General features: G+C 54.5%; 12 protein-coding genes. 4 read left to right on the top strand and 8 right to left on the bottom strand.

The window, feature by feature from the left end; all coding sequences use genetic code 11:
- Positions 1–18: 18 nt before the first annotated feature.
- Complete coding sequence (locus VGM48_RS08955; protein ID WP_331578186.1) at positions 19–1,614, bottom strand: thioredoxin domain-containing protein; 1,596 nt, start codon at positions 1,612–1,614, stop codon at positions 19–21.
- Between the two features lie 221 nt (positions 1,615–1,835).
- Here VGM48_RS08955 and VGM48_RS08950 point away from each other — a divergent pair, with 221 nt between their 5' ends.
- The 3 genes from VGM48_RS08950 (at position 1,836) to VGM48_RS08940 (ending at position 6,761) form a co-directional block, all read left to right on the top strand.
- Entirely contained in the window at positions 1,836–2,048 is a 213-nt protein-coding gene (locus VGM48_RS08950; RefSeq protein ID WP_331578184.1) for a hypothetical protein, read from the top strand.
- Positions 2,049–2,115: 67 nt separating this feature from the next.
- On the top strand, positions 2,116–5,769 hold the full coding sequence (locus VGM48_RS08945) for a DUF2891 family protein (RefSeq protein WP_331578182.1): 3,654 nt from the start codon (positions 2,116–2,118) through the stop codon (positions 5,767–5,769).
- Between the two features lie 56 nt (positions 5,770–5,825).
- Positions 5,826–6,761 (top strand): NADP-dependent oxidoreductase, encoded by a 936-nt coding sequence (locus VGM48_RS08940; protein ID WP_331578180.1) that lies wholly within the window; start codon positions 5,826–5,828, stop codon positions 6,759–6,761.
- A 50-nt stretch (positions 6,762–6,811) separates the two neighbouring features.
- Here VGM48_RS08940 and VGM48_RS08935 read toward each other — a convergent pair whose 3' ends face one another.
- The 4 genes from VGM48_RS08935 to VGM48_RS08920 all read right to left on the bottom strand — a co-directional run bounded on the left by VGM48_RS08935 (position 6,812) and on the right by VGM48_RS08920 (position 12,999).
- On the bottom strand, positions 6,812–9,313 hold the full coding sequence (locus VGM48_RS08935) for a TonB-dependent receptor (RefSeq protein WP_331578178.1): 2,502 nt from the start codon (positions 9,311–9,313) through the stop codon (positions 6,812–6,814).
- Positions 9,314–9,457: 144 nt separating this feature from the next.
- Positions 9,458–10,225 (bottom strand): isocitrate lyase/phosphoenolpyruvate mutase family protein, encoded by a 768-nt coding sequence (locus VGM48_RS08930; protein WP_331578176.1) that lies wholly within the window; start codon positions 10,223–10,225, stop codon positions 9,458–9,460.
- A gap of 57 nt (positions 10,226–10,282) precedes the next feature.
- Entirely contained in the window at positions 10,283–11,110 is an 828-nt protein-coding gene (locus tag VGM48_RS08925) for an AraC family transcriptional regulator (RefSeq protein WP_331578174.1), read from the bottom strand.
- A gap of 74 nt (positions 11,111–11,184) precedes the next feature.
- Entirely contained in the window at positions 11,185–12,999 is a 1,815-nt protein-coding gene (locus VGM48_RS08920) for an ABC transporter ATP-binding protein (protein WP_331578172.1), read from the bottom strand.
- A 36-nt stretch (positions 13,000–13,035) separates the two neighbouring features.
- Here VGM48_RS08920 and VGM48_RS08915 point away from each other — a divergent pair, with 36 nt between their 5' ends.
- Positions 13,036–13,689: an alpha/beta family hydrolase gene (locus VGM48_RS08915; protein ID WP_331578170.1), complete on the top strand. Its 654-nt coding sequence runs from the start codon at positions 13,036–13,038 to the stop codon at positions 13,687–13,689.
- Here VGM48_RS08915 and VGM48_RS08910 read toward each other — a convergent pair.
- From VGM48_RS08910 to VGM48_RS08900, 3 genes are all read right to left on the bottom strand, one after another.
- A complete protein-coding gene (locus VGM48_RS08910; RefSeq protein WP_331578168.1) occupies positions 13,616–14,656 on the bottom strand; it encodes a sterol desaturase family protein in 1,041 nt (346 codons plus the stop codon). The genes VGM48_RS08915 and VGM48_RS08910 overlap by 74 nt on opposite strands.
- Before the next feature lie 73 nt (positions 14,657–14,729).
- On the bottom strand, positions 14,730–15,113 hold the full coding sequence (locus VGM48_RS08905; RefSeq protein ID WP_331578166.1) for a cupredoxin domain-containing protein: 384 nt from the start codon (positions 15,111–15,113) through the stop codon (positions 14,730–14,732).
- A gap of 1 nt (position 15,114) precedes the next feature.
- Positions 15,115–15,651, bottom strand: coding sequence for a DUF4142 domain-containing protein (locus VGM48_RS08900; protein ID WP_331578164.1), 537 nt, complete (start codon positions 15,649–15,651; stop codon positions 15,115–15,117).
- Positions 15,652–15,674: the final 23 nt, after the last annotated feature.

Genomic DNA, 15,674 nt, shown 5'->3' with positions numbered 1-15,674 from the left:
TAAAGGATTACAAGATCTTTAGCTGGTCAACTCGATCAACTGGGGTATGAGGATGCCGATATCCGCGAGCGAATAACGACCGGGCATCTTGCGGCCGTTGAGAAAAAAAGTGGGTGTAGCGACAATTTCGCTTTGTTTTATCCATTGCATGTGCTGCCGCATTCTTTCCGTGGCGGCAGTACCCTGTCCGTTGGCGGACTGCGGCTGCCATTTCCGGGACCATTTGTCGTAGTTCATCCAGGTGAACCAGTCCGTCAGCATATCCTGCAACTGCCGGCTATCTTTTGCCGCGGTTGCTCTTTCCAGGATCGCCTTCGTGGCGATGGTGCGTTTATCCGATTCCTGGTCCTCGTTGCAGAGGAGACGCATCTGCACCTTAATCTTTCCTTTATAGTTATGCAGCAATTCGTCGAGGCGGGCATGTTCCCGGGCACAGGGACCGCAATAGGGGTTGCAGGCAACGGTAATCTGTAAGGGGGCTTCCGCGTCGCCCAGCAAAAGGTCGTTCTGCCAGATCGAAGCGTCGATTGTCCGCCCCTGTTTCCATTGATCGATGAATAAACCTCCATCCAGTTTCCATCTCTTCAACTCCTGTAATTTGAATTTATTGGCGGTGTTCACCTTTACCAATCGCTTGACAGGAAGCAGGCAGAGAGTGAATAAGGCGAATAGTCCCAGAAAGCCGGTCTCCGGCAGCGGATCCTGAAAGGATGGCCGTATCAGGAAGGCCAGGGCGGTTTGTGCCGTTAATATGGCTACAATGGCGAGGCAGATAGCGCACCATTGCTTGAGAATCGAGGCCTGTGTATAGACGCTGAGTGCGGCGACGACGATCCCGCCGAATGCGAATGACATTGTCCCCATCAATAATGGCGGGTACCAGCTGCCCGCTAGAAAAAAGACGAACTGGGTTAGAAAATAGGTTGTGGACAGATCGGCAGGGGTAATACCGGCGACTCCTTTTGCATATTTGCTTTTGAGCACTTTCTCACAGCCGCCTTTGCTTACCGAGCCGCATACCTGTTTTACGAGCTGATTCTGGAAGCCCAGTTCGAGGCCCAGGGACAGCATACTGAATACGATGCCTGAAAGGGACAGGAGTCCGAACAGGGGGAGTGCGATGGTGGCGGCAGTTCCAGCTGTGAGGGCGAAAAAGCGGAGGATGGCGGCTGTGAAAAGGCCTGAACCGATAGCGATAAAGGCCAGCGCCAATATCCTGTTGCGCCGCTGTTCCTGCCGGTAGACGTCATTTTGTGCATTTTTCCACCGGGCGTCTTCGCCCGGAAAAACGACGATGCCGGACCAGTAGCCGGTTTCCCCGTTTGCCCATTCTTCGGGGTCGGCTATCATCTTCATATAATTCTCGCCCGGCTTTTTTATGTGTGCAAGCAGCGGATAGTTGAACTGGTGAATGGCATCGAGATCGGCCTGGACTGCCTGGTAGGAGAATCCTCCTATGTCGAGAAAATCGATCATGGACAACAGGGAAGGATAGTCGGGATGGGTGGTAATCTCTTCTTTGCAGAAGTTTTGGCTGATCTTATTGCCGCATGCTCTTAGCCAATCGTAGGTAGTGATCCAGATCTCAAAGGGAGCTTTTTTTTCCGATATCATATGTTCGACTGAATAGAGGGTAATCAAATCAATGCAACTAAAGATCGTCTTTGAAACTGCAGCGATCCTGCAGTATGGAAATTAGTGGAGGTTTTATCCGATGCAATTATCCGGCAGTGGTGTTAATGCAGGGTTACAATGCACGCTGTGTAGCGTTTATTCTTTAAGTTTAGGCAGATGATCATGTCGATCATCGTTTTTTAATTTTTAACCATTTTACCATGAAGAAGAAAAACTTCGCAACCCGGGAAATGGGCAGCTTCAAATCACTGTCACGCGAACAGCTGAAGAACGTGCTGGGTGGTGACCAATGCTGCACCTGTACCTACGGGGACGGTTCACAAGTCGACAACACCTGCGACGATGGCGAGGGTATTTCCGCATGTTGCGGCCCTGCCGGTGTTCAAAAGGTATGCTTCGCATGTGGAACCTAGTTCGGGTAATCGTAACAGGCCGGCAGTTTCTGCCGGCTTGTTGCTTTTTTTTGTAATTTCATTTATTATGAGGTCAGGACACCTACTCTATGCTATTTCGCTGGCGTTTTGCCTGGGACAAGCGGATCTCTCTCTTTCACAGCCGGCGGAGTTGAAAAAAATTTTCTCCGATGCCAGGCAACAGAACAAGGACGTCCTGCTGTATGTTCATGCCACCTGGTGCGTTCCCTGCCGGCTGCTGGAAAAGGATGTTTTTCCCAGGAAAGATATCAGCGACAGCCTGCGGCGGTATGTTTTTGTTCCCACTTCGCTGGACAAGAGCGAACTGGGGTCCCTGATCGCCCGTAAATACGGAATTACGGCCGTACCCTCTTTCCTGCTGTTGTCTCCTTCGGGTGAACTACTGCGTTATATATCGGGGTCGAGCGGAGAGATTACCGGGTTTATCCAGCTGCTGGCTCAGTTGAGAGAACCGGGCAGTCTTCCAGGGTTTTCGACGGATTTTGCCGTTCACTATCCTTCCTTTTATGACCGTTTTTTCCCTTCATTTCAACATGTTGCAGACTCCAATGAGGTGTCGCGGTATTTTGACGGGCAGCAGGACCTGGAGAACGAGGTCAATTTCGATATTTTCATGACGCATCCGGTGTCCAGGAAGTACATGAGTTACTTTTTGATGCATGCCCGATCGTTCACCACGAAATATGGGCCGCTGTATGCCCAGCGGGTCGACCGGATCTATTTGTCGAACCTGAAGCACATGATCGGGGAGAAGGATACGGTTTTGTATACGTTGCTGGATAGGGCGCATTACATCACAGACAGTGTGATGGGGCGTGACCCGGAGCGTCTGCGGCGGTTTAGGTATATCTCCTTCCTTGGAAAGTCCGGCCTCGACTGGTCAAGGTATATCAATGCCGTCGATGAATGGGAAAGCCGGTATGGCCATACCAGTGTCCTGTTGTTTGGTGATGATGTCTACCTGAACTGTCTGGTTCCGTCGGTTTGCCTGAAGATGGCCGGTTATTTGAAAGGCGCATTGGGGGAGACAAAACAACCTACCGAGGATAGCTATTTTAAATATGCCGTGCTTTTACACCGGGGGGGTGAGGATCAGGAGGCGCAGACGGCCTTGCGGCGGGCGCTGGAGTTATCGCCCACCGATGAGCCGAAAATAAAGGCGCAGTGGGCGGTGCAGATGGTTTCGCTTCCGGCGTCACTGGAGGAGGTGAGGGTAGAGGGTGGGGTGATATCCGGAACGGTGGACAAGGCCGGAATAATTCATATCTATAAGGGTGTCCCGTTTGCCGCGCCGCCGATAGGCGCATTGCGGTGGGAACCACCGCAACCGCTTCAGCCCTGGACAGGGGTGAAGCGGTGCGCGGCATTTGGTCCCAGTCCGATGCAAAGTTCTCCGCAACCGTTTAGCATGTGGTCGGAGGAATTCCTGATCCCGAAGAAACCGATCGGCGAAGACTGTCTTTATCTGAATGTATGGACGGGGGCGGTTTCACCGGCGGAAAAACGTCCGGTGCTGGTGTGGATTTATGGCGGCGGCTTTGGCAGCGGGGGCAGCGCCGTACCGATCTATGACGGCGAGGCGATGGCCAGGAAGGGAGTGGTCTTTGTAAGCATCAATTACCGGGTGGGGATCTTCGGATTTTTTGCCCATCCCGAATTGACGAAGGAATCGGCGCATCATGTATCGGGCAACTACGGGCTGCTGGATCAGATTGCGGCGCTGAAATGGGTACAAAAGAATATTGCCGCCTTTGGTGGCGATCCCGGCAATGTGACGATCGCGGGCCAATCCGCGGGTTCGATGAGCGTCAATTGTCTTGTCGCTTCGCCGTTGGCCAGGGGGCTTATGAGGCGGGCGATCGGCGAGAGCGGCGCCAGTTTTACCGATGGCAATGCGGGGCTGGCGAAGGCAGAGCAAGAAGGCGTCGGGACCATGGGGAAGTTAAAGGCGGCGTCGATCCGCGATCTTCGGGCAATGTCTGCCGGGGCCTTGCTAAAGGCGGGAGAAGGCGGCAGGGGCCCGATCATCGACGGTTATGTGTTGCCGGAAGCTATTGCCGATATTTATAAAGAAGGTAAGGAGAACCGGGTAGACCTGCTCACTGGCTGGAATGAGGATGAGGGGTTCGGCCAGGCGAAGAGTGCGGTGGAGTTCAGGAAGGAAGTGGGGGAGAAATATGGCGCGGATGCTGCTGCCCTTTTGCGATATTATCCTGCGGGTACTGACGCCGAGGCGGCGGTGTCGCAGTTGAAGTTGTCTCGGGATATGGTGTTTGGCGTTCATAATTATGTATGGGCGAATAGGCAGTCGGGACAGGGAACGAAGGTCTTTGTATACCGGTTTGCGCGGAAGCCGCCGGCGACGGGTGAGTATGTAAAGTATGGCGCATTCCATACGGCGGAGGTGCCTTATGCCTACGATAACCTGGCTTTTGTCAACCGTCCCTGGGAACCGGTGGATCATGCCCTGGCTACGGAGATGTCGGCCTATTGGGCGAATTTTGCCGCCGCTGGTGATCCGAATGGCAACGGTCTGCCGGTGTGGCGCCGGTATACGGTGGCGGATAAGCAGATCATGGTACTGGACAAGGAGTCGGTGAGCCGGCCGCTAGCGGACAGCGATGGGCTCGATCTGCTTTTTAAATTGCTTTCACCTGCCAACGCGCAAAGTTCACGGCAATATGAATTGAAAGACGGCAAGGTTCAGCTTACCCTGGAAGGGGCCGCGCATTTTGCCGATCTGCCACTACGGTGTATGCAGCGGGAATTCCCCTACAAGACCGGCATTGCCTTTCCGGACAGCACGCTGGCGGTCAAACCAAAGGAATATCATCCCGCTTTTTATGGGTGTTTTGACTGGCATTCCAGCGTCCATGGCCACTGGATGCTGGTCAGGCTGCTGAAATTATTTCCGGGGATGCCACGGGCGGAAGAGATCAGGCAGAAACTGACCGAGAATCTCTCCGCCGAAAATATTGCGGGCGAGATGAAGATATTTTCCATGAAGGACAACCTCAGCTTTGAACGCACCTATGGCTGGGCCTGGCTTCTGCAATTGGAGAACGAGCTGCTGCATTGGGACGACCCGCTGGGCCGGCAACTGGCGGCCAATGTCTCGCCGCTGGCCAAACAGTTGTCCGGGATGTTTGTCGACTATCTGCCGAAGATGAACTATCCCGTGCGCGTTGGTGAACATACCAATCTTGCCTTTGCGTTGCGTCTGGCCTGGGACTATGCTATGGCCGTGAAGGATGAACCGCTGATACGGGTGATCCGGCAAACGGCGTTGCGGTTTTATAAGAACGATGTCAACTACCCGTTCTCCTGGGAACCGGGCGGCAACGATTTCTTGAGCCCGGGGCTGGAAGAGGCGGATCTGATGTGGCGAATCTTACCCGACACGGCCTATCAGCATTGGGTGCGACGCTTTTTGCCCAAGATTACTGACGGCCGTTTTACGATGAAGCCGGGTAAGGTGACGGATCGCTCGGACGGGAAACTGGTCCATCTGGATGGCCTCAACCTCAGCCGGGCCTGGGACCTGTATGGGATCGCCCGGCATCTTCCGGCGAACCGCGCGCGATTGTATGCGCTGGCCAATGCCCATCTCCTGGAAGCATTACCAAATGTCGCCAGTGGCGACTATATGGGCGAGCATTGGCTCGCCTCCTTTGCGGTATACGCACTGACGATGCAATAGCCGGACCGACGGCAGGAATAATAATTGCTTATTCTGTTGTCTATAAATGCATTGTTATGGAAAAAGCAAAGACATCCCGTGCGGTGAAATTCGATCATTTTGGGGGGACCGATGTGTTGAACGTAGTGGAGATCCCGAGGCCGGTGCCGGGAAAAGGGCAGGTTCTTGTGCGGTTGAAAGCGGCCGGGATCAACCCCGGCGAAGGCGCGATCCGGGAGGGTAAGCTGGCGAAGATGTGGCCGACGACCTTTCCTTCCGGCGAGGGCAGTGATCTGGCCGGAACGGTGGAAGAGACCGGTGAGGGCGTACGGCAGGTTGCTGTCGGGGATGAGATCATCGGATTTACTGATGGTCGCGCCAGTCATGCGGATTATGTGCTGGTGGAGGAGGGACATCTTACGCCGCGGCCGGCAAAAGTCCCCTGGGAGCAGGCGGGTGGATTGTTTGTCGTCGGAACGACGGCGTATGCGGCGGTGAAGGCCGTCGGCCTGCGACGGGGTGATGTCGTGGTCATCTCCGGCGCTGCGGGTGGCGTGGGGTCCGTTGCGGTACAGCTGGCCAGAAATGCCGGAGCCACAGTAATCGGTCTTGCCAGCGAAGCACATCATCAATGGCTGAAGGATCATGGAGCCATCGCGTTGTCATACGGAGAGGGAATGATGGAGCGGATAAAGAAAGCGGCCGCCGCAAAGATCAACGCTTTTATCGATACACATGGGGATGGGTACGTGGATCTGGCGATAGAACTGGGTGTTCCTTCCGAGCGCATCGATACGATTATCGACTTTGAAGCGGCAAAGAAATATCGGGTAAAGACCGATGGCAATCAAACGGGGGCAAAAGCCGAAGTGCTGGCAGAACTTGCGGAATTGATCGCGGCGGGAAAGTTGGAGATCCCCATCGCCCGTGTCTATAAGCTGACCGAGGTGCGCGAGGCCTACCGGGAGTTAGAAAAACGGCATACCCAGGGGAAGATCGTGCTGGTGCCGTAAAAGCGGGATATCACCCGCTGATGCAAGCTATTGCTGGCTACTCCCGCCTACTATTGCTGGCTATTCCCGCCTACGCGGCTTTGTTCGTCCCCGGCTCCCCCATTCCTCCGTTGCGGCTGGTTGCCGCTATTTTTCCCAAACCGATAGATAAAGGTCATCACTATTCTGCGGTTGTCCCAGATGCTATGGGAATTCGTGAGTCCCTTATCGAGATGGGTATGACTGGTGAAGTTCATGAGGTAGAAGGGATCGCGAAGATTCAGCTTTAGCGAGCCTTTACCGTTGCATATCTGTTTTGAACCGCCGAGGGAGAACATGCCGCGACCTTCGGCCAGCAGGACCCCGCTGACATAGTTTTTTGCATAGTAGAAGCCGCTGATCTCGGCCGCCCAGCCTTTCTTGAAAGCGTATTGGGAGTTAAAGCTGGCGTTGAAGGAGGTGTAGCTGACGTCGATGATGGTGCTGTCAACGACTCCCTTATAATGATTGTTATAGACGTTGAAGAAGACGTTGAGGTTCCAGCCTTTAGCCAGCTGTTTGCTATAATTGAGGGAGAGACCGATGTTTCGCTGCGAGGCGATATTCTGTGAGGTTTGATATGTCGTATAGTTGGAGTCGCCGGCCGCTTTGAAGCTGATGACCGCGTCGCTGATGATATCGGTGGTCATGGTGTAGTTGGCCGAGATGTTCAGCGCACCCTTATAGTTATAGCTGAGCTCGACGTTGTTGCTGAATTGAGGCTGCAGGTTGGGGTTTCCCTGTTCGTAGGTGTAGCGGTCCAGCTGGAAACGATAGGGGTTCAGGCTTTGATAGGAAGGCCTTTCGATCCGGCGGCCAAAGGAGAGGCCGAAGGTATTGTTGTCATTGGTCTTGTAATTCAGATAGGCGGTGGGAAAGAGTTGGATATAGTTCTTCTTAAAACTGACGCTTTTTACAGTCTGGTCGCCGTTGGTGTTGGTCTGTTCGGCGCGCAGCCCCAGCTGCCAGGAGAATTTTTTGATCTTCTGTTGCCAGTTGACATAGGCAGCGTTTATATTCTCCTTATAGATGAAGTGATTGCTGATCGCCGTGTCCGCCACCCATGATTTTGCGCTGTTATCGTACAGGGTATAGATCGCATTGTTATCGGTGCGGACAAAGCTGGTCTTTATGCCGGCCTCGATGGTGGTGGCGTCGCTTATCACTTTCTTATAATCGCTTTTGAAAGTATAGATATCGATCTTCGAGGGCAGCCGGCCATTTAGCAGGTAGGGGGCGTCGGAGGCGATATTGTCTGCGTTGTAGAGATAGTTGTTGGAGTTGATCGTTCCTTGCGTGTTAAAGAAGATATAGTCGGCATCGGCGGTGAGTTCGCTGCCTTTGCCGTCCAGTTTGCGGGTGAAATTGCCGTTGAAGCCAAGGTGGGTCTGGGGTGTTTTATTCAGGGACTGGGCGACGTTGTACTGGACGAACTGGTGAAGGCTGTCGTAAAAGTCGGTTGTCGATTCCGAGGTGAACCATTCTTTGTCGATCGTTCCGTTAACGGCGATGCCGAAGGTCGTCTTCTTATCGGCGAAATAGTCGACACCGGCGCGGAAGTTCTGACCGCGCTCGGAATATCTTCCATAGGTGTGCTGGAGGGTGTAGCGATCGAAAGGGGTATTGGCGTCGGCCCGAAGGCTGTTGTTCCCCAGGACGTCGTTGAAGCCTTCCCACCAGGCATAGCCATAATTTCCGAAGATGTTGAATTTTCCCTGGCGCCAGTTGAGATTGATGCTGTTGGGCGTTTTGAAGTACCGGGCGATGATCGCCGACAGCGTGATCGAACCGTTGAACCCGTTGTTCTTGTTCTTTTTTGTGGTGAGGTTGATCACCCCGGAGTTACCGGCGGCATCGTATTTAGCGGGCGGCTGGCTCATGATCTCGATCTGGTCAAGCTGGCTGGCGGACATGTTCTTGAGATAGTTAGAGAGATCGGTGGCATTCAGATAGGTGGGTTTGCCGTCGATAAGGATGATCACTCCCTGTTTGCCTTTGAGGCTGATGTTGCCGTCGTTGTCGACCATCACGCCGGGGGATTTTTCCAGCACTTCGAGGGCGGTGAGACCGCCATTGGTCGGCGAGGCGTCGACGTTGACGACGGTCTTGTCGATCTTGTTCTCGATCGGCGGCCGCCGGCCCACTACGGTCACCTGACCGAGGGCGGCATCGGTGGGTTGGAGGTGGATGGGGGGTATGGTCGTTTGCGGATTTGCGGATGACAATACGAAGGGCTGGCTGTAGGAGGTGGTAAATCCGATGTGGGTGAAGGACAAGAGATATTTTCCATTGGGAAGATTGGGGAGAGTAAAGCGGCCTGTTTTGTCGGTGACAGCCACTCTCGCCGTGCTGGAATCGGATCGTTTCAACAGGGAGACCGAGACGCCATCCAGGGGCTTACCCGCGCCGTCTTCGACGCTGCCGGTTATCCTGCCGGTATTGCCAGCCGGGGCTTTGCCGCCGGCTGGTGCCTGACCGTAGGTGAATGTACCCAATAGCAGGACCGTGAGCAGGTTGAGCAGGGTTCTCATCATTCGTTGGTTTTGGCCGTTTTTATCCGGGCGCAATTTTTCACCAATATCCCGAAAGTAAAAGCTAAAACAGGACAGGAGGGATATTTGGATAGATGATTGGCGGCAGATGTAAGGACGATGAAAACGCCCATTGTTGAGGTTGCCTTAAAGAAGGGTGTTCAGGTCTTTTTTCTCATAAACTGTTCTGGCGAGGTCGGCAGCATGCGCATAGACCTTGCTGAAGAGGAAGGGGCCCATGCTGATCCGCTTCACGCCGAGCTGCTGCAGGGTTTGGATCGGCGGCAGACCGGGGATGGCCATGACGTTTATGGGCAGGGTGGTGGCGTTGACTACCTGTTCGATATCGTCCGTGCCGGTGATCCCCGGGACGAAGATGCCGTTGGCGCCGGCGTTTTCATAAGCCCTCATCCGGGCTAGCGTTTCGGGAAGCGCGGTGGGGATGTTGAGCAGGAACCCGTCGGTTCGGATGTTGAGAAACAAATTCTTGTTGTTGCGGCTGAGATGATCGGCGATGGCCGCGATCGTTTTTGCGAAACCGGCGGCGGGCTGGAAGCTGCGGGTCTCGCCGGCGATGGTGTCTTCCAGGTTGATACCGACGGCCCCGGCGGCGTATACCTTGTCGATGTTGGCGAGGATGCCGTCGATGTTCCGGCTGAAACCGCCTTCCATGTCTACGGTGAAAGGGGCGTGGATGGTTTCGGTGATACGGCGGGTCGTTTGCAGCAGGAGATCGAAGGGCAGCCGTTCGCCGTCTTCATAGCCAAGGGCGGTGGAGAGGGCATAACTGGAGAAACCGATAGCGGGATAGCCGGCGTCGGCGAGCAATTTTGCGCTGTGGACATCCCAGCAATTGCCAAGGAGGAGCGGTATTGGCCCTTGGTGGAGTCGGGCGAAGTGTTCGTAGTAGCTCATCTTTTTTTCACAAAGCTACCGGCATGGACTGGTCGAAAATAGTAAGAAAAGGAACTGTTATTGTAACAGCAACTGGTTGACGGGGGAGATGCTCTTCAGATAGGCGGAGGGGGTGAGTCCCGTGAAGGTTTTGAATTCTTTTATGAAATGGGACTGGTCGAAATAGCCGCAGTCATAGGCGATGGCGGTCAGGGGCTGGTCGTGTTTTGCGATAAGTTTCAGGCTGAACTGGAAACGTTTGATCTTGTTGAAAGAGATCGGGGTGAGACCCGTGTGCTGATAGATCAGTTTATTGAGATAGCGGGAGGTGATGCCGTGTCTGGAGGCGATGGCGTTTATCTTTACCCCGGCAGGATCGGTTGGGTCGCTGGCCATGCTTTTGAGGATGTGGCCGACCCGGTCGATACGGAGGATCCTTTTTTCGTTGATCATGAGCCTTTGAAGAAGAAAGGTCTCCAGCAGGGCGATCCCTTTGGCTGTTTCTGCTGTCGCGAGCAGTTGGGCGTGGAGTTGTTTTACGGGCCGGCCGAGGAGTTCGCCCAGATCGGCAACCTGGTCATTGAATTCGCCGATGGTATCCTTGAGAAAATAAGCGGCGGAATGTGGGTAGAATTTGATGCCCAGCATGGTATGGCGGCCGGTGGAATGGATGGCCAGGGGTTTTGTGATCTGCCCCCAGAGTTCGATCAGCGGGTTGGTCTTTCCCTCGGCCGACCAGGTGCCTTCGCCGAGATTGAAGATCATTTCCGGGTCGCCGCTTGGAAAAACGGTGTCCCCGAAGGAGGTGTCCGAGGTGGACTGGAAGAGATAGTAATGCCGGATATAGGGCTTTAAGATCTCGGATGGAGGAAAGTAGGTGAACTCCATGGGTTGAAAGTACGGCATTTGCCGGTTTTGGGCAAAGCTAAGCAGGGCGGTGGGCGGGGAATTGTAAAAAAGGGAACTGTTTTTTGGGGTCGTCAGCGATAGCCTGCCGCCTGGATCTCGAAGAGTTCGGCATAACGGCCGCGGGCGTTTAGCAGTTGTTCGTGGCTGCCCAGCTCGGTGACGCGGCCGTCGGCGATGACGGCGATCCGGTCGGCGATGCGGACGGTGGAGAAGCGGTGCGAGATGACGATGCCGATGCGGCCTTTCAGATTTTCTTTTAGCTCGGCGAAGATACCCGCCTCGGCTTCGGGGTCGAGGGAGGAGGTGGGTTCATCGAGTATCCAGATGTCGGAGTCCCGGTACATGATGCGGGCGAGGGCGAGGCGCTGCCATTCGCCGCCGGATAGATCATGGCCGCCTTCGAAGAGCCGGCCGACCTTCGAGTCGAGGCCATTGGGCAGCTTTTTTACCAGCCATTCGCTGCGGGAATCTTTTAGCGCTTTGGCGATCCGCTCGTCATCGACGGCGGCGTAGGGCCAACCCATGAAGATATTCTCCTTCACCGACAGTTCATAGGTGGCGTAGTCCTGGAAAAGGACACCGATGCGGCTGCGCAGGGTCTCGGGGTCCATCTCTTTTATGTCGACGCCGTCGATGCAGACGGCGCCTTTGTCGACATCATAAAACCTTAGCAGGAGTTTTACGAGGGTGCTCTTGCCTGCGCCGTTCTCGCCGACGAGGGCGATCAGCTCGCCGCTTTTTATATGCAGGTTGAGTCCGTCCACCGCCTGGAGAGTGCCGCCGGGATACGAGAAGCTGACGTTGTCGAATACGATATCGTTGATCTTGCCCGGCGGGATAGACTTTGGCTGCGCCGGTACCGGCAGGAGGGGGTCGATCGCCAGGAAGGAGAAATAGTCATCCAGGAAGGTGGTATGCTGATCGACGGCGACAAAAGTACTGGTGATCTGTCCCAGGGTGCCGGAGACGGCGGTAAACGCCCCGATGATCAGGACGACGCCGCCGGGGTCGAGGGCGCCTGAGATGCCGCGAACGGCTACGAAGACATAGGCCAGGCCGAGTATCGTGCCGGACACGATGCCGCTGATCATCGATGTCCGGGCTCCCGACCGGTAAATTTTTTCGCGCTGGCTGAAGAGGTCTTCGGAGATGTCGTGGTGCCGTTTGAGCAGGTAGTCGCCGAGGACGAAGGCCCGGATCTCTTTGATGGACTTCGGCTGGATGAACATATCCCCTAGATATTGCCGTTCGCGTTCTTCCGGCGTCTCCTTATAAAAGAACTTGTATAGTTTGGAGGTGATGCGGCTTTCGATGAACAGAGAGAGGATGGAGGCGGCGAGTGCGAGGACGACCAGCAGCCAGTGCAGGCTAGCCAGGAGGCCGGCCATGAGGACGATAGTGACGATATTCCCGGACAGGCCCAGCACACTCCAGGTGAGGTCGCCCGGCCGCCAGTTGACGTCTCGCTTGGCGCGGGAAAGCCGGTCGTACCAGTCCGAGTTGTCGAAATGCCCCATATCGATCTTTGCGGCCTTGGCCAGGAGCCGCCGCTCGGCCTCCAGTTCGACCCGGCGTACAAAAAGATTCCGGCCATAGCCGATATAGGCGCCGGCGGAGCGTTGGATCACAACGGTGATCCAGAGGCCGAGGATCAGCGGCAGGATATCCTGGAAGTGGATGGCATGAAAACGGGCCTCGGCGATCTTGTTGACCAACACGGCGCCCAGGTATACGGAGATGGGCGGCATGACCGCATTGAACATCCCCAGGATGGTATAGCGGAGGAGCAACCGCGGGGAAGCTGTCCAGGCAAGGGCCATGCCCATCCGGAGATTCTTTCGGACCCGATGGATGCGGCTGCCTTGTTGGATGAAGGGGATGCCCATTTATACAAGATAAGAGAAAAATGAGTAAGTTGTACCATGAACAAGCGATCTTTAACCTTCATGGTTTCCTCCCCTGTCGGCATGGTTTCGGCGGAGTATTACCTGCCGGAAAGAAGTAAATGTATCATGACGCTTGCCCACGGCGCAGGAGCCGGCATGGATCATCCTTTTATGGTCGAGTTGGCTTCGGCGCTGGCAGAGGCCAGCATTGCCACCCTGCGGTTCAACTTCCCTTTCACCGAGCGTAAGAAGGGCCGGCCGGATACGCCGGCCGTGGCGCATGAGACGATTGCCGCGGCGATCAATCACGCACAGGCATCGTATCCAGGTCTCCCGCTTTTTGTTTCGGGCAAATCCTTTGGGGGGCGCATGAGTTCGCAGTATCTGGCGGAGCATCCCCGGCCCGAAGTAAAAGGGATCGTATTCTATGGATTTCCGTTGCATCCCGCCGGCAAGCCGGGTATCGAGCGGGCCGAGCATCTGCGGAGTCTTAAGACGAAGATGCTTTTTCTGCAAGGGACGAAGGATGAACTGGCGACCTGGGAACTGATCGAATCGGTTTGCTCGTCACTGCCCAAAGCGACGCTGGTGAAGATCGATGGGGCAAATCATATGTTCAAAGCGGGTAAGAAGGATGTTCTTTCCCTGCTGGTGAGTGCGACAAGTGACTGGATGGCGAACGCGAAGTAGACTGTCGTTTTACGATGCGGGCCGTCTTGTGATCGCCCGTATGACTCCATCCCGGCGGCATAAAGATATACAGGATCTTATTCTTCAGGCCGGGCGCCTTTGCAATGTCCTTTGCCAGATAATAAAACTCCCCGAAATAGACATCCAGCAGATTGTTCGGATTCAACTTCCGGGTGATGCCATATTCGATGGCGACCTCCTTCTCCTCCTTTTGAAGTGTTCCGAAGAGCCGGTCCCAGATGTTCAGGAGATTACAGAAATTGGTGTCCATATACAAAGGATTTCTGGCATGATGCACCCGGTGATGGGAGGGGGTGAGGATGATCCGGTTCAAAAAACCAAGCCGGCCGTCCTTAAGGATATTTTCGCCTATGTGGATAAAGGCGCCCCAGGTGCCGTCGATAAACATGATAAAGAACAGCAGGGGCGGGTTGACGCCGGCGAGAATGCAGATGGAGGTGCGGATGACATCGGCATAAGCGCTTTCCAGAAAAAAATGCGCATAGCCGACGAATAGGTTCATGCTTTGTGGGGCATGGTGGGTGGAATGCAGACACCAGAAAACCCTGACCTTGTGTGCGAGGTAATGATAGACGAAGTGTGCAAACTCCCAGATAATATAACCGTAGATCAACCAATACCAGGTGAAGGCGGTTTTCAGTACCGCATATTTTTCCAGAACGCCGATGCAAAAGGCAATCGCGGCGATCGAGATGAACCTTGAAATAAAGCGGTTGAGAAGGAAGATCAGGAACGGCATCTTGTAGTCCTCGATCCTGAACTTTTTATAGATCACCGCCCGCCCGATCTCTATCAACAGGATCAGCGGGATGACCGGCGAAATGGCGCCAAGCACGCCGTTGAGTGTCAACAGGGGACTGTAATCGCCGGTGTGGTACATGTCCAGCAGGGAGCCTAGGCCGAGAAAGGAGATCAGTTCGTGATATAGGACGTTGAGGAATTCCATATGGTTAGCCAGACACACAAGATACAAAAAAAAGCCTTCGGATCAAGTACGATCTGAAGGCTTTTGATGGGGCTTATTTGCCCGTACTGTCCTGTACGATAATCTTTCCTTTCATCACCATATGGATAGCACAATAGTAGGTTGCGCTCCTGGTAGCGACAAGCATCCAATCCTCACCTCCCGGGATCGCCGAGGAGGTCCAGGTCTTGCCGACTTCGGTAACACAATGAGCGACCATGTCCCGGTTGACAAAAATAACCTCATCCCCTTTTTTTACGACGAGAGAGTCCGGGACAAACTTCATATCCTTTATCTCTACGGTGTAAACAGCAGGCTCCGGAGCTTTTGGCGGAGCGGCGGTTGGTTGTTGATCGGGCTTGGAGTTGCACGCGGTGATGAAAAGAAGCGTACACAGCAGGTAAAGAAACCTCCTGCTTGCGGCCGCCGGATCTCTCATTCTATTTCAGGTTTGATTGCACCATTTCCGCGTGGGCCAGGTGGGCTTTTAACGTGGGAACAACTTTTTGCAGGAGACCTTTTAACTCGGCGTTTTGAGCCTGTGGTACCAGCAGCCCTTCGACCGCCGAGATAACGGCTTTGTGATAAGCGACTTCGTTGTCGATATACGCCTTGTCGAACGCCTTACCCGACATGCCCTCCAGCGACTTTCTTTCCTTTGCCGCGTCGGCCAGCAGCTTCTGGCTTACGGCATTGTCTTTTGGCGTGACATTCAGTTTTTTAACCAGCGCCACCGCCTGTGCAATGACCGCTTTGTGGTCGTTGGACATCGTCTGCGCAAATTTCAGGATCTCGGCATCTTTGGATTTCTTCTGGGCTATCTCGGCATAGCCGATGTCATTCTGGTTGGCCACCACGGCTACGGACGCGATCTCCGGGTCGGAGAGCTTCGGATTTGCCTGAGAATAGCCTGGTGTTGCATACAAGAGGCCTAAGACAAGGGCAAGCGATGCTCCGCTTCCAAGTTTTTTGATCATGGAGTTGTGTTTTGATTGTTAAT

The organism is Puia sp. (assembly GCF_036500295.1).
Lineage (GTDB): Bacteria > Bacteroidota > Bacteroidia > Chitinophagales > Chitinophagaceae > Puia.
This window is presented reverse-complemented; position numbering and strand designations above follow the sequence as displayed.